Origin of the sequence: Citrobacter pasteurii (assembly GCF_019047765.1) — a bacterium.
Taxonomy (GTDB): Bacteria; Pseudomonadota; Gammaproteobacteria; order Enterobacterales; family Enterobacteriaceae; genus Citrobacter; species Citrobacter pasteurii.
In genome coordinates, this window is record NZ_CP077262.1 from 708,781 (window position 1) to 732,486 (window position 23,706).

21 protein-coding genes, 1 tRNA gene and 2 rRNA genes are annotated in these 23,706 nt (G+C 50.8%); 5 read left to right on the forward strand and 19 right to left on the reverse strand.

Features of this window, described 5'->3' with window-relative positions:
- Window positions 1-21: 21 nt before the first annotated feature.
- The 3 genes from rrf (I6L54_RS03510) to rrf (I6L54_RS03520) all read left to right on the forward strand — a co-directional run bounded on the left by rrf (I6L54_RS03510) (window position 22) and on the right by rrf (I6L54_RS03520) (window position 381).
- A 5S ribosomal RNA gene (gene rrf, locus I6L54_RS03510) occupies window positions 22-137 on the forward strand.
- A 14-nt stretch (window positions 138-151) separates the two neighbouring features.
- Window positions 152-227, forward strand: a tRNA-Thr gene (locus I6L54_RS03515).
- 38 nt (window positions 228-265) lie between these two features.
- Window positions 266-381, forward strand: a 5S ribosomal RNA gene (gene rrf / locus I6L54_RS03520).
- Window positions 382-469: 88 nt separating this feature from the next.
- On the opposite strand, the gene I6L54_RS03525 is transcribed toward rrf (I6L54_RS03520), so the two are convergent.
- The 7 genes from I6L54_RS03525 to I6L54_RS03555 form a co-directional block, all read right to left on the reverse strand.
- Window positions 470-1,228 (reverse strand): amino acid ABC transporter ATP-binding protein, encoded by a 759-nt coding sequence (locus tag I6L54_RS03525; protein WP_040234179.1) that lies wholly within the window; start codon window positions 1,226-1,228, stop codon window positions 470-472.
- A 7-nt stretch (window positions 1,229-1,235) separates the two neighbouring features.
- Complete coding sequence (locus I6L54_RS03530; protein ID WP_005121392.1) at window positions 1,236-2,339, reverse strand: amino acid ABC transporter permease; 1,104 nt, start codon at window positions 2,337-2,339, stop codon at window positions 1,236-1,238.
- 9 nt (window positions 2,340-2,348) lie between these two features.
- The gene (locus tag I6L54_RS03535; protein WP_040234178.1) at window positions 2,349-3,530 is read right to left on the reverse strand and encodes an amino acid ABC transporter permease; all 1,182 of its coding nucleotides are present in this window, start codon (window positions 3,528-3,530) and stop codon (window positions 2,349-2,351) included.
- A 69-nt stretch (window positions 3,531-3,599) separates the two neighbouring features.
- Window positions 3,600-4,625, reverse strand: coding sequence for an amino acid ABC transporter substrate-binding protein (locus I6L54_RS03540; RefSeq protein WP_005121390.1), 1,026 nt, complete (start codon window positions 4,623-4,625; stop codon window positions 3,600-3,602).
- A gap of 460 nt (window positions 4,626-5,085) precedes the next feature.
- Window positions 5,086-5,307, reverse strand: a complete 222-nt coding sequence (locus I6L54_RS03545; RefSeq protein WP_003025292.1) for a lipoprotein — start codon at window positions 5,305-5,307, stop codon at window positions 5,086-5,088.
- A 271-nt stretch (window positions 5,308-5,578) separates the two neighbouring features.
- Complete coding sequence (locus I6L54_RS03550) at window positions 5,579-8,692, reverse strand: efflux RND transporter permease subunit (protein ID WP_040234177.1); 3,114 nt, start codon at window positions 8,690-8,692, stop codon at window positions 5,579-5,581.
- An 11-nt stretch (window positions 8,693-8,703) separates the two neighbouring features.
- Window positions 8,704-9,864: an efflux RND transporter periplasmic adaptor subunit gene (locus tag I6L54_RS03555; RefSeq protein ID WP_040234176.1), complete on the reverse strand. Its 1,161-nt coding sequence runs from the start codon at window positions 9,862-9,864 to the stop codon at window positions 8,704-8,706.
- Window positions 9,865-10,272: 408 nt separating this feature from the next.
- Between I6L54_RS03555 and envR the strand changes: the two genes are divergently transcribed.
- Window positions 10,273-10,929 carry an acrEF/envCD operon transcriptional regulator gene (gene envR, locus I6L54_RS03560; protein WP_040234175.1) on the forward strand — a complete coding sequence of 219 codons (657 nt, stop codon included), beginning with the start codon at window positions 10,273-10,275 and terminating at the stop codon, window positions 10,927-10,929.
- A gap of 45 nt (window positions 10,930-10,974) precedes the next feature.
- Here envR and I6L54_RS03565 read toward each other — a convergent pair whose 3' ends face one another.
- From I6L54_RS03565 to acuI, 12 genes are all read right to left on the reverse strand, one after another.
- Window positions 10,975-11,139 (reverse strand): DUF2556 family protein, encoded by a 165-nt coding sequence (locus I6L54_RS03565; protein ID WP_003025279.1) that lies wholly within the window; start codon window positions 11,137-11,139, stop codon window positions 10,975-10,977.
- Between the two features lie 82 nt (window positions 11,140-11,221).
- Window positions 11,222-12,106, reverse strand: a complete 885-nt coding sequence (gene yhdJ, locus I6L54_RS03570) for an adenine-specific DNA-methyltransferase (RefSeq protein ID WP_005121383.1) — start codon at window positions 12,104-12,106, stop codon at window positions 11,222-11,224.
- 88 nt (window positions 12,107-12,194) lie between these two features.
- A complete protein-coding gene (gene fis / locus I6L54_RS03575; RefSeq protein ID WP_000462905.1) occupies window positions 12,195-12,491 on the reverse strand; it encodes a DNA-binding transcriptional regulator Fis in 297 nt (98 codons plus the stop codon).
- Between the two features lie 25 nt (window positions 12,492-12,516).
- Window positions 12,517-13,482 carry a tRNA dihydrouridine synthase DusB gene (dusB, locus tag I6L54_RS03580; protein WP_003025224.1) on the reverse strand — a complete coding sequence of 322 codons (966 nt, stop codon included), beginning with the start codon at window positions 13,480-13,482 and terminating at the stop codon, window positions 12,517-12,519.
- Between the two features lie 360 nt (window positions 13,483-13,842).
- A complete protein-coding gene (gene prmA / locus I6L54_RS03585; protein WP_005121381.1) occupies window positions 13,843-14,724 on the reverse strand; it encodes a 50S ribosomal protein L11 methyltransferase in 882 nt (293 codons plus the stop codon).
- An 11-nt stretch (window positions 14,725-14,735) separates the two neighbouring features.
- Window positions 14,736-16,187, reverse strand: a complete 1,452-nt coding sequence (gene panF / locus I6L54_RS03590; protein WP_005121380.1) for a sodium/pantothenate symporter — start codon at window positions 16,185-16,187, stop codon at window positions 14,736-14,738.
- Window positions 16,177-16,419, reverse strand: coding sequence for a YhdT family protein (locus tag I6L54_RS03595; protein WP_005121379.1), 243 nt, complete (start codon window positions 16,417-16,419; stop codon window positions 16,177-16,179). The genes panF and I6L54_RS03595 overlap by 11 nt, the downstream gene beginning before the upstream one ends.
- Before the next feature lie 107 nt (window positions 16,420-16,526).
- Window positions 16,527-17,876 (reverse strand): acetyl-CoA carboxylase biotin carboxylase subunit, encoded by a 1,350-nt coding sequence (gene accC, locus I6L54_RS03600; protein ID WP_003828838.1) that lies wholly within the window; start codon window positions 17,874-17,876, stop codon window positions 16,527-16,529.
- 10 nt (window positions 17,877-17,886) lie between these two features.
- Window positions 17,887-18,357 (reverse strand): acetyl-CoA carboxylase biotin carboxyl carrier protein, encoded by a 471-nt coding sequence (accB, locus tag I6L54_RS03605; RefSeq protein WP_005121378.1) that lies wholly within the window; start codon window positions 18,355-18,357, stop codon window positions 17,887-17,889.
- 392 nt (window positions 18,358-18,749) lie between these two features.
- Window positions 18,750-19,349 (reverse strand): protein-methionine-sulfoxide reductase heme-binding subunit MsrQ, encoded by a 600-nt coding sequence (gene msrQ, locus I6L54_RS03610; protein ID WP_040234173.1) that lies wholly within the window; start codon window positions 19,347-19,349, stop codon window positions 18,750-18,752.
- Complete coding sequence (gene msrP / locus I6L54_RS03615) at window positions 19,350-20,354, reverse strand: protein-methionine-sulfoxide reductase catalytic subunit MsrP (RefSeq protein WP_005121375.1); 1,005 nt, start codon at window positions 20,352-20,354, stop codon at window positions 19,350-19,352.
- A gap of 119 nt (window positions 20,355-20,473) precedes the next feature.
- Window positions 20,474-21,448: an acrylyl-CoA reductase (NADPH) gene (acuI, locus tag I6L54_RS03620; protein ID WP_005121374.1), complete on the reverse strand. Its 975-nt coding sequence runs from the start codon at window positions 21,446-21,448 to the stop codon at window positions 20,474-20,476.
- 225 nt (window positions 21,449-21,673) lie between these two features.
- On the opposite strand from acuI, the gene csrD reads away from it, so the two are divergent.
- Window positions 21,674-23,614 carry an RNase E specificity factor CsrD gene (gene csrD, locus I6L54_RS03625; protein ID WP_005121373.1) on the forward strand — a complete coding sequence of 647 codons (1,941 nt, stop codon included), beginning with the start codon at window positions 21,674-21,676 and terminating at the stop codon, window positions 23,612-23,614.
- Window positions 23,615-23,706 lie beyond the last annotated feature (92 nt).

Genomic DNA, 23,706 nt, shown 5'->3' on the forward strand with positions numbered 1-23,706 from the left:
CGTGTTGATAAACAGAATTTGCCTGGCGGCTGTAGCGCGGTGGTCCCACCTGACCCCATGCCGAACTCAGAAGTGAAACGCCGTAGCGCCGATGGTAGTGTGGGGTCTCCCCATGCGAGAGTAGGGAACTGCCAGGCATCAAATTTAGTGTGCTGATATGGCTCAGTTGGTAGAGCGCACCCTTGGTAAGGGTGAGGTCCCCAGTTCGACTCTGGGTATCAGCACCAGTTTTTCGGTTAAAGTTCGGCACTTAGAAAAGAATTTGTCTGGCGGCTGTAGCGCGGTGGTCCCACCTGACCCCATGCCGAACTCAGAAGTGAAACGCCGTAGCGCCGATGGTAGTGTGGGGTCTCCCCATGCGAGAGTAGGGAACTGCCAGACATCAAATAAGTGAAAAGGCCATCCGTCAGGATGGCCTTTTTGCGTTTATACGCGGAACAAAATCCGGAACTGTAGCCAGCCGATGTATTTAATGAATAACCTGCGACAAAAAGGCGCGTGTACGTTCAGATTTTGGATGCGCAAAAAACTCATCTGGCGGCGCCTGTTCAACAATCTCACCAAGATCCATAAAGATCACCCGGTCAGCCACCGTGCGGGCAAAGCCCATTTCATGGGTAACACACAGCATGGTCATGCCCGATTGCGCCAGACCTATCATGGTATCCAGTACTTCTTTTACCATTTCAGGATCTAACGCTGATGTGGGTTCATCAAACAACATGATTTTGGGTTTCATGCACAGCGAGCGTGCAATGGCCACGCGCTGTTGCTGCCCACCAGAGATTTGCCCGGGATATTTATGCGCATGTTCAGCAATGCGAACTCGCTCAAGGTAGTGCATTGCCAGAGCTTCCGCCTCTTTTTTCGGCATCTTTTGCACCCAGACAGGTGCCAGCGTGCAGTTCTGCAGGACCGTCAAATGGGGAAAGAGATTAAAGTGCTGAAAGACCATGCCAACTTCCTGTCTGACACGTTCGATATTGCGGATATCTTCGTTGAGCTCGATTCCATCCACGACAATACGCCCTTGCTGATGTTCTTCCAGATGGTTAATACAGCGGATAGTCGTCGATTTTCCGGAACCAGAAGGCCCGCACAATACGATACGCTCTCCCTGTTTTACCTGCAGGTTGATATTTTTCAGGACATGAAACTGCCCATACCATTTGTTGACGTTTTCCAGCGTAATCATCGCGTCAGTGGACGGCATTACTATTTGGCTCATAAATTCCTCAGTGCGGTGTACGCCCGGTGTTAAAACGTTTTTCCAGATGCTGGCTATAGCGCGACATGCTGAAACAGAAAACCCAGTAAATCAGTGCAGCGAAAACATATCCTTCTGTCGACATTCCCAGCCAGGCCGGGTCGACAGTTGCTTGCTGGACGCTGCTAAAGAGATCAAACAGGCCGATGATAATGACCAGGCTGGTATCCTTGAATAGCGCGATGATGGTATTGACCAGGCCTGGAATGACCAGCTTCAGCGCCTGGGGAAGAATAACCAACCCCTGCGTTTTCCAGTACCCGAGCGCCAGTGATTCAGCCGCTTCATATTGACCTTTTGGTAAGGCCTGTAATCCTCCGCGTACCACTTCAGCAACATAGGCTGACTGGAAAAGAATGACACCAACCAGTGCCCGAATAAGTTTGTCGATAGTTGTACCCTCCGACATAAATAGCGGGAGCATGACTGAGGACATAAACAGGACGGTTATAAGCGGTACTCCACGCCAGAATTCAATGAAAATGACCGATAAAACACGCACGATCGGCATATGAGAACGGCGGCCTAACGCCAGTAAAATGCCCCACGGAAGCGCACCTGCAATACCCACGGATGCGATGATAAGCGTCAGTGTTAATCCACCCCACTGGCGGGTTTCTACGCGCTCAAGCCCGAAAAAACCACCGTACATTAGCCACCAGACTGTAAGGGGATACACTACTGCCCAGATGGCGATATAGCGGCCACGGTGAGGGATGATTTTCAAGAACATCGGGATGATGGAAAGCAGACCAATAATCAGGGCCAGATTGACGCGCCAGCGCTGATCGTGGGGATAAAGTCCATACATGAATTGCCCAAAGCGTTCATGAATGAACACCCAGCAGGCTCCGGCTTTGGTACAGTCTGCTCGGGTCGAACCGACCCAGTTGGCCTGCAGGAATGCCCAGTTCAGCAGTGGCGGAAGAAATGACCAAATCAGCCATACGCATAACAGCGTGAGCAGACTATTTGACCAGCTGGAGAACAGGTTTTTACGCACCCAGAGTAGACTGCGGCTAGCCGGGTTGCTGCTCTGGCGCGCGGGGTGAGACAGCAGTGCTTTTGTCATCATGGCTCCTTAGCGCTCAATCAGTGCAATACGGCGGTTATAAATATTCATCAGCAGAGAAATGCTCAGGCTGATGATCAGGTACACCGACATGGTGATGGCAATAGTTTCGATGGCCTGTCCTGTTTGATTGAGCACAGTACCGGCAAACAATGACACCATATCCGGGTAGCCAATGGCGGCCGCAAGTGAGGAGTTTTTGACGATGTTCAGATACTGGCTGGTTAATGGGGGAATGATGACGCGCAGCGCTTGCGGGATGATCACCTGGCGCAACGTTACCGGATTTGGCAGGCCCAGCGAACGTGCGGCTTCATGTTGCCCATAAGGAACAGCCTGAATTCCTGCCCGAATAATTTCTGCAATAAACGCTGAGGTATACACCGAAAGCGCCAGCGTCAGGGCAGCCAGTTCGGGAATAAGCACCATACCGCCCCGGAAGTTAAACCCGCGCAGTTCAGGGATATCCCAGTGCAGCGCCGCACCGAAAATCCAATGTGAAATCATCGGTAGAAACATGACTAGCACCAGGGCTGTTGGCCATGTTCGGCGTAACTGGCCTGTTTTGGTCTGGTGCATTTTGTTGAAGCGGAATAACCCAATGGTGATGATGACGGCAAGCACGATTGCGGCACAGAAGGTAATCAGACCTTCTCCCATCTGTGGTGCCGGAATGTAGAGCCCACGATTGCTCAGAAAGACCAGATCCAGGGCACTAACAGCCTGCCGCGGTCCGGGCAAATTCCGTAATACGGCAAAATACCAAAAGAAGATCTGCAGCAATGGCGGGATATTGCGGAACGTTTCGATGTAGATCGTAGAGAGCTTTCGTAGTAACCAGTTATCCGACAGCCGTGCCAGTCCGAGAAAAAAGCCGAGAAATGATGCGAAAACAATGCACAATGCGGAGACTAACAGTGTATTAAGCAGACCGACGATAAAGACGCGGCCATATGTATCGCCTTGCTCGTAATCAATCAGATGCTGGACGATACCAAATCCGGCACTGCGTTCGAGAAAAGAAAATCCCGAGGTAATACCGCGACTGCTCAGGTTATTAATGGTGTTATGGATGAGATAGACCGCAATGCTAACGACCGCAATCACAGCGAGTATTTGAAATAACCAGGCGCGGACCGCAGGGTTAGAAAAGGATAACGATCCTTTTACGGTTGAGCGGCGATGGGACATAAGAAAACCTCGGTAACTATGACTCTGGACTGAGCGCCGCGGAAGCGGCGCCCATTACATCACTACGCATTAGCGCACTGGTGGCGCATATTGAATGCCGCCGTTATTCCAGAGGTTGTTCTGTCCACGCTTGATCTTCAACGGGCTTTCCGATCCAACGTTACGTTCAAAGATCTCCGAGTAGTTACCTACCTGCTTGATAATGTTGTAAGCCCATTTGTTATCAAGTTTCAGATCCTTGCCATAGTCCCCCTCTTTACCTAACAGGTGCGCCATATCCGGTGTTGCAGGATTTGCCGCTTTTTCGTCAACATTTTTTGAGTTAACACCCATCTCTTCGGCGTTCAGCATAGCGAACAACGTCCAGCGAACAATCGAGAACCACTCATCGTCACCACGACGCACGACTGGCCCCAGTGGTTCTTTAGAAATAACTTCTGGCAGTACAATCCATTCTGCGGGGTTGCTCAGTTTGATCCGCAGGGCGTACAACTGAGACTGGTCGGAAGCAAGCGTATCGCAGCGCCCTGATTCCAGCGCTTTAGCGGACTCATCAGAACGATCAAAGGTGACAGGGGTATACTTCATGTTATTGGCTTTAAAGTAGTCGGCCACATTCAGTTCAGTATCTGTTCCTGCCTGAATACAAACCGTTGCGCCATCCAGTTCTTTAGCGCTCTTCAGGCCCGCTTTATTGTGGGTAAGAAAACCAATGCCGTCGTAATACGTTACGCCAGTGAAAGACATTCCCATTCCTGCATCACGAGAGGAGGTCCATGTGGTATTACGAGAGAGCATGTCGACTTCGCCAGATTGTAGTGCGGTAAAGCGTTCTTTGGCGGTGAGTGGGGTATATTTTACTTTGCTGTCATCACCAAATACGGCAGCGGCAACGCCACGACATACATCGACATCAATACCAGAGAATTTACCGCTTGCATCAGCGTAAGAAAAACCAGGCAGGCCATCACTGATACCACACTGCACAAACCCCTTTTTCTTTACGGCATCGAGAGTTGCGCCGGCATGTGCCTGATTTGCAACCGCAAGCAGCACGCCGGCCGTAGCCAGGCTGGCTATTATCATCTTTTTCATAGAGCATCCTGTGTGGAGGAATTATTGTTATGGAAACGTTCTGAAAACGTCTTTTTCCTGTCTGTGGCTATGGCCATACTCTTCTAAGCAAAGGTAGTGCCAGGTTTTTGCGCACGATTATTCGACGCAATATGCAGAGTGTAGACAGGAAAAAATAAATGCAGCGCCCTGAAGTGGTGCAAAATTGAAACGTAAGCCACATTTTGGCGCAAAAAATTTAAAAATCAGACAGGACGCATGATAACGATTTCGGACGTTAATATTGATAGCGTGAGAGTAATGGAAAGAAAATGTGGTGTTACGAAGATCAGAAAAAATGCTAATTTCAAATCGTGGATATGTGAGAGAAATCTATAATAATTTTATTATACGTTGAGTGCTATATTCCAACTTTTTGTCTTATATGAAAATTTAAATTTTATTGCAAAAAGCGCGGTAATCACCGCGCTTTTAAGAAGATTTATTTGGTCAGGGCGACTATCCCAAGCGTCAGCCCGGCAACGGCTGCTGCGCCACCGGCGATGGCACCGGCAGTTTCCCAGTTATCCTGAGTGGTGCCTTTCATACAGGTATTGGTATGAACCAGGCGCCCCTGATCGTCGTATACAGGTACGCAAGGAGAATCGTGTGCGCAGCCGGCCAGAAATGCGGTTAGCAATGCAACGGATATTAATCTTTTCATGGTGTTACCTCAAAAATAAGCGTTTCGCTAATTGAGCAAAGACAAACGCTAAGCCATCTGCGAACCCGGCAATTATTTTACCACCGCTTAAAAAAAGACTGACATGAGGAATAATCTCAATTCATGTGGATTGTAAAAATAATGGATAAAAAGAAAGGCGGCGAGCGAGCATCCAGGAAGGATTAAAAAGAAATAAATGGCTATCTTATTAATAAATAAAGAGGGGCATCATCGGTGAAAAAGGCGTCCGAAGACGCCTTTATTTTACAAATTAATCATTGTGCCGACTAAAACGCCGTCTGACGACAACAAAGAAGACGGGGACAAAGAAGATAGCCAACAATGTTGCGGTCAGCATTCCCCCCATTACGCCTGTGCCGACAGCGTTTTGCGCCCCGCTACCCGCACCGTGGCTGATAACCAGTGGCATAACCCCCAGAATAAATGCCAGGGATGTCATCAGAATAGGGCGAAGACGCATGCGCGATGCCTCCAGAGTGGCTTCGATCAACCCTTTGCCCTCTTTATCCATCAGGTCTTTGGCAAACTCAACGATCAGGATGGCGTTTTTAGCCGAGAGTCCAATAGTGGTTAGCAGACCCACCTGGAAGTAGACGTCGTTATTCATCCCACGCAGCGATGCAGCTAACAACGCACCAACCACACCGAGCGGTACAACCAGCATAACCGAGAAGGGAATCGACCAGCTTTCATATAATGCAGCAAGGCAAAGGAAGACAACGATTAGCGAGATGGCATACAGCGCAGGCGCCTGGTTACCTGACAGTCGTTCCTGATAGGACATACCCGTCCAGTCATGACCAATGCCGTTTGGCAGTTTTTCCGCCAGGCTTTCCATCAGCGCCATCGCTTCACCGGTACTTCGACCCGGCGCGGCTTCCCCCAGTATTTCCATGGATGGCATACCGTTGTAACGCTCCAGGCGGGGTGAACCATAGATCCAATGCGATGCGCTGAACGCAGAGAACGGAACCATCTCACCATTGGCACTGCGGATATACAGATTACTGATGTCCGTTGGCAGCATGCGGAATTTAGCATCCGCCTGAACGTACACTTTCTTCACCCGGCCGCGGTCAATAAAGTCATTGACGTAATAGCCGCCCAACGATGCAGAGATCGTCTCGTTAATGTCCGACAGCGAAATGCCCAGCGCTTGCGCTTTCTCCTGATCGACGTCCAGTTTGAACTGGGGAGTATCTTCCAGGCCGTTCGGACGCACGCGGACTAACAAATCTGGGTGTTTAGCCACCATACCCAGCAGTTGGTTACGTGCTTGCGTTAACGCCGTATGTCCCAGACCACCCTGATCGATCAGCTCGAAGTCGAAGCCGGTTGCGGTACCCAGCTCAACAATAGCCGGCATGTTGAAGGGGAAGACCAGTCCATCGCGGATCTGGCTGAAGGCGCGAGTGGCGCGCGCAATGACCGCTTCGGCGCTGTTTTCCTCTCCGCTACGCTCATTCCAGGGCTTGAGGCTGACGAACGCCAGACCGGAGTTTTGCCCCTGACCGCTGAAGCTAAAGCCGTTAACCGTGAAGACGCTTGCGACGTTAGCTTTCTCATTGTTCAGATAATACTGGGTGACCTGATCCAGCACTTTCTGGGTGCGCTCTTGTGTTGCCCCCGCCGGGAGCTGGATCATGGTCATAAATACGCCCTGATCTTCTTCCGGCAGGAAGGAGGTCGGCAGACGCATAAACAGCACCGCCATGCCGATCACGATGATCAGGTAGACAACCAGGTAACGCCCGGTTTTACGCACAATACCGCTGACGCTATTGGTGTAGTGATTGACGCTGTGATCAAATTTGGCATTAAACCAGCCAAAGAAACCGCTTTTTTTCTCGTGATGCTCGGCTGATAACGGCTTCAGCAGCGTTGCGCAAAGTGCGGGAGTCAGGATCAGTGCGACCAGTACAGAAAGCGCCATGGCGGAAACAATGGTGATGGAGAACTGCCGGTAGATAGCACCTGTCGACCCACCAAAGAAGGCCATCGGGATAAAGACCGCAGACAGCACCATGGCGATACCGACCAGCGCTCCCTGAATTTGTGACATAGATTTTTCCGTCGCCTCTTTAGGCGGCAGATTATCTTCCATCATCACACGTTCGACGTTTTCCACCACCACTATCGCATCATCGACCAATAGACCGATGGCGAGCACCATCCCGAACATCGTCAGGGTGTTTATCGAGTAGCCAAACGCGGCAAGTACGGCAAATGTACCCAACAACACGACGGGTACCGCGATAGTTGGAATGAGTGTTGCCCGGATGTTCTGCAGGAACAAATACATGACCAGGAACACCAGTACGATCGCCTCAAACAGCGTTTTCACCACTTCATGAATGGAGATGGTCACAAACGGCGTGGTGTCGTACGGATAGACTACCTTCATTCCCTGCGGGAAGAACGGTTGCAGCTCAACCAGCTTGGCTTTGATGGCGTTAGCGGTATCCAGCGCGTTTGCCCCGGTTGCCAGCTTAATACCGAGGCCAGATGCAGGCTTACCGTTAATACGCGCCACGACGTTGTAGTTCTCACCACCCAACTCGATCCGCGCAACATCCTTCAGGTGAACAACCGAACCATCGCTGTTCACACGTAAAGTGACTTTGCCGAACTCTTCAGGATCTTTCAGTCGCGTTTGCGCAATGATAGAAGCGTTAAGCTGCTGGTTAGGTAATGCAGGCGTCCCCCCTAACTGACCCGCGGCAATTTGATCGTTCTGGACTTTCAACTGATTGATCACATCAACCGGCGTAAGCTGGTACTTGTTCAACAAGTTCGCATCCAGCCAAATACGCATAGCGTACTGCGCGCCAAACAGTTGCACGTCACCCACGCCATTAAGACGGCTGATTGAGTCTTTAACGTTTGAGGCGACGTAGTCGGAAATGTCATCCTGCGTGGTTTGCGGGTTATCAGAAACAAACCCCGCGACCATTAAAAAGCTGCTGCTGGATTTCTCAACGCCGATCCCCTGCTGCTGGACTTCCTGCGGCAGTAACGGCGTGGCGAGCTGCAGTTTGTTTTGCACCTGAACCTGGGCGATATCGGGGTCGGTACCAGACTGGAAGGTCAGCGTGATGGTCACACTCCCGGCGGAGTCGCTGGTGGAGGACATATACATCAGGTTATCGATACCGTTCATATTCTGTTCGATAACCTGCGTAACAGTGTCCTGTACCGTCTGCGCATCCGCACCTGGATAGGTGGCGGTAATGGCAACCGCAGGGGGAGCAATGGTCGGGTACTGTGCCACAGGGAGTTGCATGATTGCCAGAGCCCCCGCCATCATCAGAATGATGGCCAGTACCCAGGCAAAAATAGGACGCCTGATAAAAAAGTTAGCCATGTCCGGTTACCTTATTGGGCTTTCGTGGCTGGGGTTTCGGTATCGGCGGTTGCTTTAACCTGAACGCCAGGGCGTGCTTTCTGTAAGCCGCTCACGATAACTTTGTCTCCCGGTTGCAGGCCTTTGCTGATGAGCCACTTGTCGCCAATGGCTTGTGCGGCAACGACGGCGCGAGACTCAACCTGACTCTTGTCGTTAACGATCATCACGGTGGCATCGCCGCGAGGCGTACGCGTTACTCCCTGTTGCGGAACAAGAATGGCATTCGGCTGGACGCCTTCATCAATGCGCGTGCGCACAAACATGCCCGGTAGCAGCGTGTGCTGCGGGTTAGGGAATACGGCCCTGAGGGTGATCGAACCGGTGCTTTCATCAACCGTCACGTCAGAAAATTGCAAAGAGCCTTTCAGCGGGTACGACTGGCCATTTTCCATCACCAGTTCGACGGTACTGCTGGCATCGTCTTTATGCAGGCTCCCTTGCTCAACTGATTGCTTGAGGCGCATAAAGTCGTTGCTGGACTGCGTGACATCGACATAAATAGGATCAAGTTGCTGAACGGTGGCTAACTCTGTTGCCTGACCATTCGTGACTAATGCGCCTTCGGTGACGTTAGATTTACCGATCCGTCCGCTAATGGGCGATGTCACTTTGGTGTAGGCCAGGTTAATACGTGCGCTTTCGACCGCGGCTTTTGCTGCTATTACGGATGCATCGGCCTGGCGGGCATCAGCAATGGCCTGATCGTACTCTTGCTGGCTGATGTACTTAGTGCCAACCAGCGGAACATAACGTTTTACCGTTAAATGCGTAATTGCAGCAGCCGCTTCACTCTTCGCCAGCTCACCTTTGGCGCTGTCATAGTCTGCCTGGTAGGTTGCGGGATCGATCTGATAAAGCGATTGACCTGCTTCAACATCACTCCCTTCGGTGAAATTCCGTTTAAGTACAATCCCGCTGACCTGAGGACGGACTTCAGCAATACGGAATGAGGTTGTTCGTCCCGGTAATTCAGTCGTCACGGCTAAAGGGGCCGACTCAACGACATGGACAGTAACCTGTGGCTCGGCAGGATGAGCTTGTGTATCCCCCTGATCGTTACAACCGGCGAGTAATGCAGCGGAGATGATGATGAATGAGGGCAGGAGTGAGAACCTGGCATTTTTCGTCATTACGATTCCTTAAAAAACCGAAAGCTCGTTATTTACCGGGTGAGGCAAGGGAGATAACGTGCACAAAAATAATAGTTGGCTATCCTACAAATTATTAGCTTGCGATGTAAGCAATACTTATTTACGGGGACGATGCACGGCACATAAAAACAAAAAAGAGTAATCAAGTACTGATTTATTATGTTGTTAATCGCAATGTTATGATGCGTATAAATACATATTGAAATGATTATATAATTGGTGAATGGATTGATGTTTTTTATTCGTTTTGATTATTTGTGTGTAATCCACGCAATGAAATAGTTTAGAACTCGTTTAAATAATTGCCCGGTGGTACATTTATTCCGTATAGTAAATATTAAATAAGAAAGTTAATCATTATCTACTCTGCCTCAGGCATTCGAAACTATGGTCAGAAAAACGAAAGCCGATGCCCTCAAAACGCGTCAGCTCCTGATTGAAACAGCGATTGTACAGTTCGCCGCGCGTGGTGTGAGTAATACGACGCTCAACGACATCGCGGATGCGGCCAATGTTACGCGGGGAGCGCTCTATTGGCATTTCGAAAATAAAACGCAGCTTTTTAATGAGCTTTGGTTACAGCAGCCGCCCTTGCGCGATCTTATTCAAGAGCGGCTTGTGGGCCGTTGGGGAGATAACCCATTACAGCGGCTACAAGAAAGATTAGTTGTGGGTTTGCAATATATTGCTGAGAATCCTCGACAGCAGGCATTAATGCAGATTTTATATCATAAATGTGAATTCCATAATGATATGATATCGGAACAGGCTATTCGTGAAAAAATTGGTATCAACCATCTTGGTATGCGTATTGCCTTGCAGAAATGTATGGACGACGGGCTTATCGCCACCGGTCTTGATTTAGACATTATAATAATTATTCTTCATGGCAGTTTTAGTGGCATCGTTAAAAACTGGCTCATTAATCCAATGAGTTATGATCTTTATAAACAAGCGCCAGTATTAGTTGATAATGTATTAAAAATGTTAAGCCCAGATGGTATCGTAAGGCAATTAACGCAGAGTGAGAGTCAGGTAGGGTAGTTTTAGCCGCCAGGCCTGACGGCTGCTGAAGCGGGGTTGGTGGCGCTATTCGAGATCGACGCAGTTGACCAGCTTAAGGGGATTCACCGAGTTCATATTCCGACACTTGTCGTGCTCTGTCGTCATCAGCTCTATCCACTGAATAAGTAGCGCATCAAAAAGAAAAACGAAAACCGCAAAAACAACCAGCCACCAATACTTGCGAATCATTACCAAATCCTGTGTATTCATGCCCAAGCGTGCAGGGAATATACACGAAATCTAAAAGCTGAAAAGCAGACTTACAATGCTTTTACTTTGCTGAAATTCCACCGCTCTTTTCTGGTAATCGACTCTTTTTAGACAGATTTTTGGTCTTACGCTTTTTCACCTTTGCAAGTTCAATCTCTGAAAAATGAGAACCAATACTCAATCTTCTGAGCCCCATTTTTACGTATTCGGCATTGATTTCAATCCCGACAAACTTGCGACCTAATTCCACGGCAGTGGCACCGGTTGTGAAGCTACCGGCAAACGGATCCAGCACTTTGTCATCTGGGTTGGAGGAAGCCAGAATGATGCGCTCCAGCAGGGCTTTGGGTTTCTGCGTGGGGTGGTTTTCGTATTCGTCCATCAGATAGCGAACGCGGGGAAACTCCCAGACATTGCCAGGCACTTTTTTCTGATTGTATGGCTGGGGTGGGTTCTTTCTGTAGTCTATCAGCGCGCGTTGAGCGCCCGTTTTGGCTTCCACCAGAATATCATCGCGATTAAACGTATAGTTTTTCTGATCTTTTACCATCATCAGGATCGGTTCATACATCGAACCAAAGTACTTTTTGGCCTGTACCCCTGAGCTATCATAGGCCCACACAATACGGCTTTTGATGGTAAAAAGCTGGCGGCATTTGAGGTCGATGTACGGCATGTTCTCCGTACTGTTCATGATGTACATGGTGCCGTGTGGTTTGAGAATCCGATGACACTCGTCAATGCATTCAAACAGCCATGCCAAAAAGCTCTCTTCATCCCAGGATTCCACCATCCCGTCAAAGTTTTTACCGATATTATAAGGTGGGTCGGCAAAAACGAGCTCGACGCTTTCAGACGGCAGCTTTTTCAGTTCGGTCAGCGCATCACCCAGGATTATCTTTTTAGATTCATCGCCAAAATAGACAGGTTCACATCTCGCGTTCATCGCCAAAGCCTCCCGTATGACGTCAATAAAAAAGGCGCTTCCCCATGCCGAGTAGCGCCTTTTAAAACAAACATTTAACTGATTAGTATCAGTTCATGCCGTATTTTTTCAGTTTTTTACGCAGCGTACCACGGTTGATGCCCATCATCAGGGCAGCACGGGTCTGGTTACCGCGGGTGTATTGCATCACCATGTCCAACAGGGGCTGTTCTACTTCAGCCAGTACCAGCTCATAGAGATCGTTAACATCCTGACCATTCAATTGAGCAAAATAGTTCTTCAGTGCCTGTTTAACCGAGTCACGCAGGGGTTTTTGAGTTACCTGATCCTGAGAGTTAACGGTAGAAACGGTCAGTACGTCAGAATTTACGCGTTGTTCGAACATAGTTCTGTCAGCTCTTTATTTCTGTTTACGCAAAATTTTCGAAGTATGCCTCCAACGCCGCCAGCTGTTCGCTGGAATCTTCAATGGCGTTGAATGTGCGCCGAAACTGGTCATCCGGAGCGTGTTCCTGGAGATACCAGGATACGTGTTTACGCGCAATTCGGTACCCTTTTGCCTGACCATAAAAGTCGTGCAGTTCCCGAACATGCGCACAAAGCAAGCGCTTCACCTCTGCCAGAGGCAGCGGGGGCAGCAGCTCCCCAGTGTCCAGATAATGCTGGATTTCCCGAAAGATCCAGGGTCTTCCCTGAGCTGCACGTCCTATCATCAGGGCATCCGCCCCCGTATAGTCGAGTACAGCTCTGGCTTTATGCGGGTCAGTAATGTCGCCATTCGCGATAATCGGAATGGAAACTTTCTGCTTAACTGCCCGAATACTGTCGTACTCAGCATCTCCATTGAACAAACAGGCGCGGGTGCGTCCATGAATGGTCAGAGCCTGAATGCCACAGTCTTCAGCCAGTTGGGCAATCTCTACGCAGTTACGGTGTTCCGGAGCCCAGCCGGTGCGAATCTTGAGTGTGACAGGAACGTCCACTGCATTGACGACCTCGGTTAGTATCGATTTCACTAAATCCGGGTACTGCAAGAGGGCTGAACCTGCGAGCTTACGATTCACTTTTTTAGCCGGACACCCCATATTGATATCAATAATCTGGGCGCCGCTTTCCACGTTAATACGTGCGGCATCAGCCATCTCAACAGGGTCGCTACCGGCAATTTGCACCGTGCGAATTCCTGGCTCATCAACGTGCACCATACGTAAACGAGATTTGTCGCTTTCCCAAACCTGCGGGTTAGAAGACATCATCTCGGATACCGTCAATCCTGCTCCCATCTCATAGCACAGCGTCCTGAATGGTCTGTCAGTGATGCCAGCCATAGGTGCTGCGATCAGGCGATTTCTGAGCTGGTATTGTCCGATGCGCATGAGTTAAGAAATGACCATACTGTGACTGCAAGGCGGCGTATATTACGCATTTTTTGCATGAGATGAAAGGCCAAACTTTGACCAATCCACTGAGGTGGATCAATGAATTGCTGACTAAGTACACAGTTTCAAATTAAAAGCTTTAATAATCATTATGATACGTAGTTGCGCTGATTTATCATCTGTTTATAAATTCCGAAAACTTCTCTTTTTTTATTGCGCTCAGGCTCAGGACATCAGGATAAAAAGCTGTTTTTGTGAACAAATAGTGACTTTGTAATGCGATCTCGCTCTCATTTCCGCAAATCATTTTGCGAAAACGAAAGCGATTATGGGGCTAGCGATAGTAACGAGTGACGATTATTTTTTCTGACCGGTAATACGACACCACTCTTCTTTTTCGATAACCGGATCGAGCGTAAAGAGATCGGCATAGGCTTCGCAGACACTGTCAGCCTGGCTGGCAAGAATGCCTGAAAGCCCCAGTAAACCTCCCTCAACGGGCAGTACGCTGATTAACGGCGCCAGTTCACGTAATGGGCCCGCGAGGATGTTGGCGACCACTACGTCGGCTTTCATCGCTTCTGGCTGGTCTTTCGGCAGATAAAGCTCCAGACGCTCAGAAACGCCATTACGCTGGGCGTTATCACGGCTGGCCTGAATCGCTTGTGGATCGATATCCACGCCGATGGCTTTCGCTGCGCCCAGTTTCAGTGCCGCAATGGCCAGAATGCCGGAGCCGCAGCCAAAGTCGATAACCGTTTTGCCGTTAAGATCGAGACCATCCAGCCATTGCAGGCACAGAGAGGTGGTGGGGTGAGTGCCGGTACCAAACGCCAGACCCGGGTCCAGCATCACGTTGACGGCGTTCTCATCCGGGACATCGCGCCAGCTCGGGCAAATCCACAGGCGTTCGCCAAAGCGCATCGGATGGAAGTTATCCATCCATTCGCGTTCCCAGTCTTTATCTTCAAGCTGTTCGATTTTATGCGTGAAGCCTTCACCCAGCAGCGGATGCTGCTCCAGAATGGCAACGACTTCTTTCATGTCGGTTTCTGCGTCGAACAAGCCGATAACATCGGTATCGCCCCACAGGCGAGTCTCGCCCGGCAGAGGCTCGAACACCGGCGTATCATGCGTATCCTGGAAAGTGATGGAAACGGAGCCCGCTTCCATCAACGCATCGCTTAACTCTTCAGCGTTGGCACCGGTCGTGTTCAGTTTTAGTTGGATCCATGGCATGGCAAAACTCTTTATTTATCAGTAGTCAATATGGTGGCTTGCGGAACGGTGGAACCGAAACGGTTGCCGATCAGGAAAGCCAGCAAGCTTATCAGCAACGAGGGCACGATCGGATGGAAGCCCAGGTACTGAACGTTAAAGGTCGCGAGTACGGCATACAACACGCCGCCGACAATCATCGCGCTCAATGCGCCTGCCGCGTTTGCGCGCTCCCAGTACAGGCCCAGCACCAGCGGCCACAGGAAGACCGCTTCCAGCCCGCCAAATGCCAGCAGGTTAAGCCAGATAATCATCTCTGGCGGTTTCCAGGCAGCCAGCAGCAGTAACGCGCCGAGCAGCAGGGTAATCACGGCCGACATGCGCTTCAGCCGGGTTTCGTTTTTCAACTGTTCCGGACGAAGATTCAGGTACAGATCCTTAATGATCGTAGCGGAGCTTTGCAGCAATTGGGCATTGATCGTCGACATGATCGCGGCCATGGGCGCTGCGAGGAAGACACCGGCAGCTACCGGTGGCAACACTTTGACCATCAGGGTTGGGATAACCAGATCCGGTACCGTCAGGTCAGGGATCACCGCACGTCCCAATGCACCCGCCAGATGCATCCCAAACATCAGGATCGCCACTACGATGGTGCCGATGATAATTCCGCGGTGCACCGCTTTGCTGTCTTTATAGGAGATACAGCGTACCGCCGTATGCGGCAGGCCAATGACGCCAAAGCACACCAGTACCCAGAATGAGGTCATAAACGTGGGGGACAGAATGTCATCCGCGCCCTGCGGCGAGACCAGTTTAGGGTCGATGGTTTGCAGGGTTACCACTGCATTGCTAAGGCCACCGGCGGCATGAACGACGCCGACCAGCAGAACGATAGTACCAATCAGCATCACCATGCCCTGCATCGTGTCATTCAGTACGCTGGCGCGAAATCCACCGAACGCCGTATACAAGGCGATACTGACGCCAAAGATTAGCAGACCGGTTTCGTAAGGAATGCCCGCGGCGGTTTCCAGCAAACGTGCGCCGCCAATAAACTGTACGGTCATTGCTCCGACAAACGCGACCAGCAGGCTAAGACTTGCCAGCCAGACCAGCAGACGGCTCTGGTAGCGGGCAAACAGCATGTCGTTAAGGGTTACGGCGTTGTAACGGCGCGCCAGAATGGCGAATTTCTTCCCGAGGATCCCCAAAGAGAGCCAAACTGCAGGCAACTGGATCATCGCCAGTAATACCCATCCCAACCCGTATTTATAAGCGGCGCCAGGGCCGCCAATAAACGAGCTGGCGCTAATGTAGGTTGCTGTTAGCGTCATGGCTAACACGACCCCGCCCATCGAGCGGCTGCCGAGGAAATATTCATTCAGGAAAGTGCCGGTCATGCGCTTTCTCATGGCGTAAACAGAGAGACCGAAGACCACCAACAGATAGGCGACCAGCGGCAAAATAACTTCAAGCTGCATCGTCATCCTCCAACGGAATGTCGCGATAGATAAACTTCACCATCGCCCAGCACAGTACGATGAAAACCAACGGTGTTAGCAGGCAGGCCATTTCGAACCAGTGCGGTAAGCCGGTAAAACCGAGGGTTGAATCTGGTAAGTAAGCAGTCACTAACCATGCGGCAAGGTATAAAAGGGTCAGCCACAGCGCCCAGCGCGCCTCTTTATGGGCCTGAACAAAACGAGCGTCCATTTTTTGTCCCTTGTGGATAAAGAAAGCGGGGATTGTACCTTATGGCGCGTACGGGAGGGGAGAAAAACAAAAGGCCGGAATTTCCGGCCTTTTCGATTAACGCACGCTTATTTTTCCTGAAGTCCGAGTTTTTTCTCCAGATAGTGGATATTGGTTCCACCATGCTGGAAGTGCTCGTCATTCATGATGCGGATCTGCAGATCAACGTTGGTTTTGATGCCATCGATGATCAGTTCCTGCAATGCGTTTTTCATGCGGGCGATAGCGACGTCGCGGTTTTCGCCGTAGCAAATCAGCTTACCGATCATTGAGTCATAGTACGGAGGTACAGTGTAGCCTGCGTAAATATGAGACTCCCAGCGCACACCAAATCCACCCGGCGCGTGGAAACGCGTGATTTTACCCGGGCTTGGCAGGAAGGTGTTCGGGTCTTCGGCGTTGATACGGCATTCCACCGCATGGCCCTTAACCACAACTTCGTCCTGCTTGATGGACAGCGGTTGTCCCGCAGCGATACGCAGCTGCTCTTTGATCAGGTCAACGCCGGTGATCATTTCAGTTACCGGGTGTTCAACCTGAATACGGGTGTTCATCTCAATGAAGTAGAACTCGCCGTTTTCGAACAGGAACTCGAAAGTACCTGCCCCACGATAGCCGATATCAACGCACGCTTTGGCGCAACGCTCGCCGATGTAGCGACGCAGTTCCGGGGTAATGCCCGGTGCTGGTGCTTCTTCGACGACTTTCTGGTGACGACGCTGCATGGAGCAGTCACGCTCAGCCAGATAAATCGCGTTACCCTGACCGTCTGCCAGCACCTGAATTTCGATGTGGCGTGGGTTTTCCAGGTACTTCTCCATGTAGACCATGTCGTTGTTGAAAGCCGCTTTCGCTTCCGCTTTGGTCATGGAGATGGATTGTGCCAGTTCGGCATCGCTGCGCACGACGCGCATACCGCGACCGCCGCCGCCGCCGGAGGCTTTGATGATAACCGGATAGCCGATGCGTTTAGCATGCGCGCGGTTAGCGTCCATGTCATCGCCCAGCGGGCCGTCAGAGCCTGGAACGGTCGGTACGCCAGCTTTCTTCATGGCGGTGATCGCAGACACTTTGTCGCCCATCAGGCGGATAGTGTCGGCTTTCGGGCCGATGAAGATAAAGCCGGAACGTTCTACCTGTTCAGCAAAGTTGGCGTTCTCAGAGAGGAAGCCATAACCCGGGTGAATTGCCACCGCGCCGGTGATTTCAGCGGCGCTAATGATTGCCGGGATGTTCAGATAGCTTTTTACGGACGGAGCCGGGCCAATACAGACCGTCTCATCCGCCAGCAATACGTGTTTTAAATCGCGATCCGCGCTTGAGTGCACTGCGACAGTCTTGATGCCCAGTTCTTTACAGGCACGAAGAATACGCAAGGCGATCTCGCCGCGGTTAGCGATGACAATTTTATCCAACATGTTCGCCTCGTTATTCGATGACGACCAGCGGCTCGTCAAATTCTACCGGTTGACCACTTTCTACCAGAATCGCTTTCACTACGCCGGATTTGTCGGCTTCGATCTGGTTCATCATTTTCATGGCTTCAACGATGCACAGGGTATCGCCCGCATTGACTTTCTGGCCGATTTCGATGAACGCTTTCGCGTCCGGGCTCGGGGTGCGGTAGAACGTACCAACCATTGGGGAGCGTACGATGTGACCACTGATTTCCGCTGCTGCCGGCGCTTCCATACTTGGAGTAGCAGTCTGTGCAACAGCGTTAGACAGAGCTGGCTGCTGCATCACTGGTGCAGCATAAGCCTGTTGCATCATTGGAAAACTTGCAGCTGGCGCTGCACGGCTGATGCGTACAGACTCTTCGCCTTCAGAAATTTCCAGTTCGGAGATGCCTGATTCTTCAACCAGCTCGATCAGTTTTTTAATCTTACGAATATCCATGAGTGGGTTCCGTACTCTTTGTTTAGTGAGATTGTGACAGGCGTTTTACCGCCGTCTGTATAGCATTTTTATAACAGTGAGTGACAAGATGCCACGCATCTCAGGCGTTGCACTGCGTGCTGCGGCCATTATATGAGATTGCCAGACTTGTTAGTCATTGTGCGGCTATCTTCTGTCATTTTCGGGTAAAAGACAAAATATACCTTCAATATGCGATTGTCACCCTTTCTGCGCTGTAAAAACGCTACCGGGGAGAGCAAAGGCGCACATTATAACTATTTCGTAGCAATTGGCAGCTAAATACTGGTCTTATCAGGGAAGATAATCAACCGCTGGCATGTAAAGAACATGGGTTCGTCTGTGTTTTGCAACGTACTGCACATATCGTGAAACTACCGCCACCACTGGCGAAACTTCTTGTAGCGGTAGGCTAACAGCACCGCTGCAAGTGCGGCATAAATAATCGGTTGTGGAGAGATAATTTTTACCGACCACATATAATGTATGGGTGCCAGGATCGCCACAAGATAGACGAAGTTGTGCAGATACTGCCAATATTTACCCAGTTTTCGCTGGGCTGCCTGTGTAGAGGTTAAGGTGAGGGCGAATAAGATGACCCAACTGACAATGCCCAGCATCAAATAAGGTCGCGTGATTAACTCCCGTCCTAACAACGCCAGATTATTAATGCCCAGCTCCAGGAGCGCATAGCTGGTTAAATGTAATGTCGCCCAGGCAAAACACCATAGCCCTAACAGGCGACGCGTGCGTATCAATAATGGCTGTTTAGCGTAGCGCGCCAACGGCGCGACCAGCAAGGTAGCCAGTAAGAATTTCAGAGCTGTCCGACCGGTAAAGTGCTGAATGTCTTTGACCGGATCGGCGCTCAGTCCCCCATGATTTACCGCCCAAAATAGCCAGAGAAACGGTAAAAGTCCGGCAAGATGCAGGCAAACTTTCAGCCAGGTAATCTGTTTTGCAGTCAGGCGCACTTAAAAATTCTCCCGCAGATCGAGACCCCGGTACAGGGAAGCGACTTCCTTTGCATAGCCGTTAAACAGCAACGTGGGCTGGCGCTGTACATCCAGTATGCCGCCCGCGCCGATGAAGCGTTCAGTCGCTTGTGACCAGCGGGGATGATCGACATGCGGATTCACATTGGCATAAAAACCGTATTCATCGGACGCAGCCATATTCCAGGTGGTTGGCGGGCGTTCACGCGTCAGTTTAATACTGACGATCGACTTAATGCCTTTAAACCCGTATTTCCATGGCACCGTTAAGCGAATAGGGGCACCATTTTGTGGCGGAAGTGCCTTGCCATACACGCCCACGGTAAGCAGCGTGAGCGGATGCATGGCCTCATCCAGACGTAGCCCTTCAACATAGGGATATTTTAACCCACCGCCAATAAAGCGATCTTTCTGTCCCGGCATCTCTTCGGGAGCATAGCGTGTTTCGAACGCGACATATTTTGCATTGCTGGTGGGTTCAACCAGCGCTAACAGTTTATGTAAAGGAAAACCAATCCACGGTACGACCATCGACCAGGCTTCAACACAGCGCATCCGATATATACGCTCTTCCAGTGGGAAACGGGTGGTTAAGTCATCATGATCGAGCGTCAACGGTTTAGCGACTTCACCGCTGATTTTCAGCGTCCAGGGATCGGTTTTCAGACTGCCGGCATTGGCTGCAGGATCGGCTTTGTCGAGGCCGAACTCGTAGAAGTTGTTATAGCCAGAAACCTTATCTTCTGGTGTTAAAGGAAGCGTATTTTGCCAGGCTGTCGGCTTGGTGAAATCAAGGGGTTTACCGGCAGGCGCGGGCGGACGGTCATTGCCTTTAAACCAGCTCAGAAGATCGGCCTCGGCAGAAAAGGGCAAAGACAAAGCGGCGGCGCTGATACCCAGCGCTTTCAACACCTGGCGGCGCTGCATAAAAAAAGCCGACTCGGCTGTTACATCGGCTTCAGTGAACGGACGTATTTTCTTCATAACGGACTCCCGACATACGCGCAAAGGCTCATACTGGCGCGTAGTTACTATGGCAGGGAGTCCGTCAATGTGCAGAGAAATTTAGTTAATTAAATGTAAATTTGTATCTGCGAATTGTTTTATTGCACCTTCACCAGCGTACGGCCCTGCACCTGGTTATTGATGATGGCATCGGCAAACTTCGGTGCATCGGCAAGCGTGATTTCTGTCGCTGCCTGGGTATAGAACGACTCTGGCAGGTCGTTAACCAGACGTTGCCAGGCCTGTGCACGACGAGCCGGAGGCGTCATCACGGAGTCGACGCCCTGTAAACGCACGTTGCGCAGAATAAACGGCATCACCGTGGTGGGTAGCGCAAAACCGCCAGCCAGACCACAGGCGGCAACACAACCGCCATAGTTCATCTGCGCCAGTACTTTTGCCAGCACTTTGTCGCCAACGGTATCAATGGCACCCGCCCACAGTTGTTTTTCCAGCGGACGAGATTCAGCAAACTCATCACGACCCAGAATGCGGTTGGCTCCCAGGCTTTTCAGGTAGTCGTGGGTGCTTTCGCGGCCCGATACTGCCGCAACCTGGTAACCCAGTTTGTGCAGTAGCGCAACGGCAGTACTGCCTACACCACCGCTGGCGCCGGTGACGACGATTTCGCCGTCTTCCGGGCGGATACCGGCATCTTCAAGCGCCATGACGCACAGCATCGCGGTAAAACCGGCGGTGCCAATGACCATGGCTTTGCGACCGTCCAGTCCTTTTGGCAGCGCAACCAGCCAGTCGCCTTTCACACGAGCGCGTTCGGCCAGCCCACCCCAATGATTCTCACCCACGCCCCATCCGGTCAGTAAGACTTCCTGACCTGCATGAAAACGAGGATCTTCACTTGTGCGTACGGTACCGGCGAAATCGATACCAGGAATCATCGGAAAATTGCGGATAATTTTACCCTTGCCGGTGATGGCGAGGGCATCTTTATAGTTCAGGCTCGACCAGTGAACATCCACCGTCACATCGCCTTCAGGTAGCTGATTTTCGTCGAGGGGTTGAACGGATGCGAGGGTTTTTCCGTCCTGCTGTTCTAAGATCAAAGCCTGCATAACCTGTCCTCAATTCATATAGTGGATTGGAAAATTATCTGTGAAGACTATACTCGCTAATTAAAACATGATGCCGATTCTGCGCAATAAATTGCCAGATATACCTGATTTGGTAGTATGCCCACATTATTTGTGTAAATTGACGGATTTCGCGTTCAGTTTTGCATTTTCGTGTCGCTTTTTCACTTTCACACCTGATTCATCACTGTCGGAGTTAACACAAGGATGCGATTAACGACGAAATTTTCAGCCTTTGTTACGCTGCTTACCGGGTTAACGATTTTCGTGACGCTGATAGGTTGCTCGCTGAGTTTCTATAACGCTATTCAATATAAGTTCACCACTCGCGTCCATGCCGTCGCGACGGCGATCGATACCCATCTGGTCACCAGGGATGTCGTGTCCTTAACGCCGCAAATTGATGAATTAATGATTTCGGTTGATATCGTCCGTATTGAATTGCTTCAGGGTGACCGCGTTGTTTATAGCCATTCCCGAACCAGCAGCTACCGCCCGGCGGGGACGAATAACCTTTATCGCGATCTCACCGTGCCATTGGTCAAGCATCCGGGGATGTCGCTGCGTATGGTTTACCAGGATCCGATGGGCAACTATTTCCATTCGTTGATGACCACGGCACCGCTTACGCTATCGATAGGCTTTATTATCCTGATGCTGTTTTTGTCGGTACGCTGGCTTCAACGTCAACTGTCCGGACAGGAATTACTGGAGATTCGTTCAACGCGGATCCTCAACGGTGAACGCGGGCCAAATGTGCGGGGAACGGTCTATGAGTGGCCAGCGCGTACCAGTAGTGCGCTCGACATGCTACTGACCGAAATTCAAAATGCTCGCGAACAACGCAGCCGCCTGGATACGCTAATTCGCTCCTATGTCGCGCAGGATACAAAAACGGGGCTGAGCAACCGCTTGTTCTTTGATAACCAACTGGCGACGCTGCTGGAGGATCAGGAAAAAGTCGGCTCGCATGGTGTGGTGATGATGGTTCGTCTGCCGGACTTTACGCTGCTACGCGAGAGCTGGGGCATTACCCAGGCGGAAGAACAAATTTCAACGCTTATCAATTTGTTGTCCACCTTTATGATGCGCTATCCAGGCGCACTGTTAGCGCGTTACCACCGAAGTGATTTTGCCATCCTGCTGCCACACCGTACGTTAAAAGAAGCGGAAAGCATTGCCGGGCAACTCTTAAAGGCGGTGGATGCACTTCCGGCTAATAAAATGATCGATCGTGCCGATATGGTTCATATTGGCATTTGTGTCTGTCGTAGCGGTCAATCTACTGAACAAGTTATGGATCACGCCGAAGCGGCCACCCGGAATTCAGTATTACAAGGCGGGAACAGTTGGTCGGTGTATGACGACTCTCTGCCGGAAAAAGGCCGGGGCAATGTGCGCTGGCGAACGCTGATTGAGCAGATGCTCAGTCGGGGCGGACCGCGAATTTATCAAAAACCTGCCGTAACGCGTGAAGGGCGGGTGCACCATCGCGAGCTTATGTGCCGTATTTTCGATGGCAGCGAAGAGGTCATCTCGGCGGAATATATGCCGATGGTGCTGCAATTTGGTCTGGCGGAAGAGTATGACCGTCTGCAGTTAAGCCGTCTCATCCTGCTTTTGGGTTACTGGCCGCAGGAAAATCTGGCGATGCAGACGACGGTTGAATCGCTCATTCGCCCACGTTTTCAGCGTTGGCTGCGAGATACGCTGATGCAGTGCGAAAAATCGCTACGTAAACGCATAATTATTGAACTTGCTGAGGCGGATGTTTGTCAACACATCAGCCGGTTACAACCGGTTATCCGATTGATGGATGCGCTTGGCGTACGTATCGCCGTTACGCAGGCCGGTTTAACGTTGGTGAGTACCAGCTGGATCAAAGAGCTGAATGTCGAATTGTTGAAGCTTCATCCCAGTCTGGTGAGAAACATTGATAAGCGAACGGAAAATCAGTTGCTGGTTCAGAGCCTGGTAGAGACGTGTACCGGAACGCCAACGCAGGTTTATGCCACGGGCGTTCGTTCGCGCAGCGAGTGGCATACCCTGACCGAACGTGGAGTCGCGGGTGGGCAGGGTGATTTTTTTGCCGCATCACAGCCACTTGACACAAACGTGAAAAAATATTCGCAAAGATACTCGGTTTAACCTGCCGTTTAATTTGTTTTCACGTAGAATAACGCGCGCTGTGCCTTCTGGGGGTGTGCTTGTCTGCTCGCCAGGTTGTAACAGCAAACATG

Bases quoted from the DNA above. Each gene is read 5' to 3' on its own strand.
- envR (WP_040234175.1), top strand. From the start codon at position 10,273: ATGGTCAGAAAAACGAAAGCCGATGCCCTCAAAACGCGTCAGCTCCTG.
- I6L54_RS03525 (WP_040234179.1), bottom strand. From the start codon at position 1,228: ATGAGCCAAATAGTAATGCCGTCCACTGACGCGATGATTACGCTGGAA.
- panF (WP_005121380.1), bottom strand. From the start codon at position 16,187: ATGCAGCTTGAAGTTATTTTGCCGCTGGTCGCCTATCTGTTGGTGGTC.
- I6L54_RS03550 (WP_040234177.1), bottom strand. From the start codon at position 8,692: ATGGCTAACTTTTTTATCAGGCGTCCTATTTTTGCCTGGGTACTGGCC.
- I6L54_RS03595 (WP_005121379.1), bottom strand. From the start codon at position 16,419: ATGGACGCTCGTTTTGTTCAGGCCCATAAAGAGGCGCGCTGGGCGCTG.
- accC (WP_003828838.1), bottom strand. From the start codon at position 17,876: ATGTTGGATAAAATTGTCATCGCTAACCGCGGCGAGATCGCCTTGCGT.
- I6L54_RS03555 (WP_040234176.1), bottom strand. From the start codon at position 9,864: ATGACGAAAAATGCCAGGTTCTCACTCCTGCCCTCATTCATCATCATC.
- I6L54_RS03565 (WP_003025279.1), bottom strand. From the start codon at position 11,139: ATGATTCGCAAGTATTGGTGGCTGGTTGTTTTTGCGGTTTTCGTTTTT.
- I6L54_RS03540 (WP_005121390.1), bottom strand. From the start codon at position 4,625: ATGAAAAAGATGATAATAGCCAGCCTGGCTACGGCCGGCGTGCTGCTT.
- msrP (WP_005121375.1), bottom strand. From the start codon at position 20,354: ATGAAGAAAATACGTCCGTTCACTGAAGCCGATGTAACAGCCGAGTCG.
- prmA (WP_005121381.1), bottom strand. From the start codon at position 14,724: ATGCCATGGATCCAACTAAAACTGAACACGACCGGTGCCAACGCTGAA.
- I6L54_RS03535 (WP_040234178.1), bottom strand. From the start codon at position 3,530: ATGTCCCATCGCCGCTCAACCGTAAAAGGATCGTTATCCTTTTCTAAC.
- accB (WP_005121378.1), bottom strand. From the start codon at position 18,357: ATGGATATTCGTAAGATTAAAAAACTGATCGAGCTGGTTGAAGAATCA.
- I6L54_RS03545 (WP_003025292.1), bottom strand. From the start codon at position 5,307: ATGAAAAGATTAATATCCGTTGCATTGCTAACCGCATTTCTGGCCGGC.
- yhdJ (WP_005121383.1), bottom strand. From the start codon at position 12,106: ATGAACGCGAGATGTGAACCTGTCTATTTTGGCGATGAATCTAAAAAG.
- I6L54_RS03530 (WP_005121392.1), bottom strand. From the start codon at position 2,339: ATGACAAAAGCACTGCTGTCTCACCCCGCGCGCCAGAGCAGCAACCCG.
- dusB (WP_003025224.1), bottom strand. From the start codon at position 13,482: ATGCGCATCGGACAATACCAGCTCAGAAATCGCCTGATCGCAGCACCT.
- csrD (WP_005121373.1), top strand. From the start codon at position 21,674: ATGCGATTAACGACGAAATTTTCAGCCTTTGTTACGCTGCTTACCGGG.
- acuI (WP_005121374.1), bottom strand. From the start codon at position 21,448: ATGCAGGCTTTGATCTTAGAACAGCAGGACGGAAAAACCCTCGCATCC.
- fis (WP_000462905.1), bottom strand. From the start codon at position 12,491: ATGTTCGAACAACGCGTAAATTCTGACGTACTGACCGTTTCTACCGTT.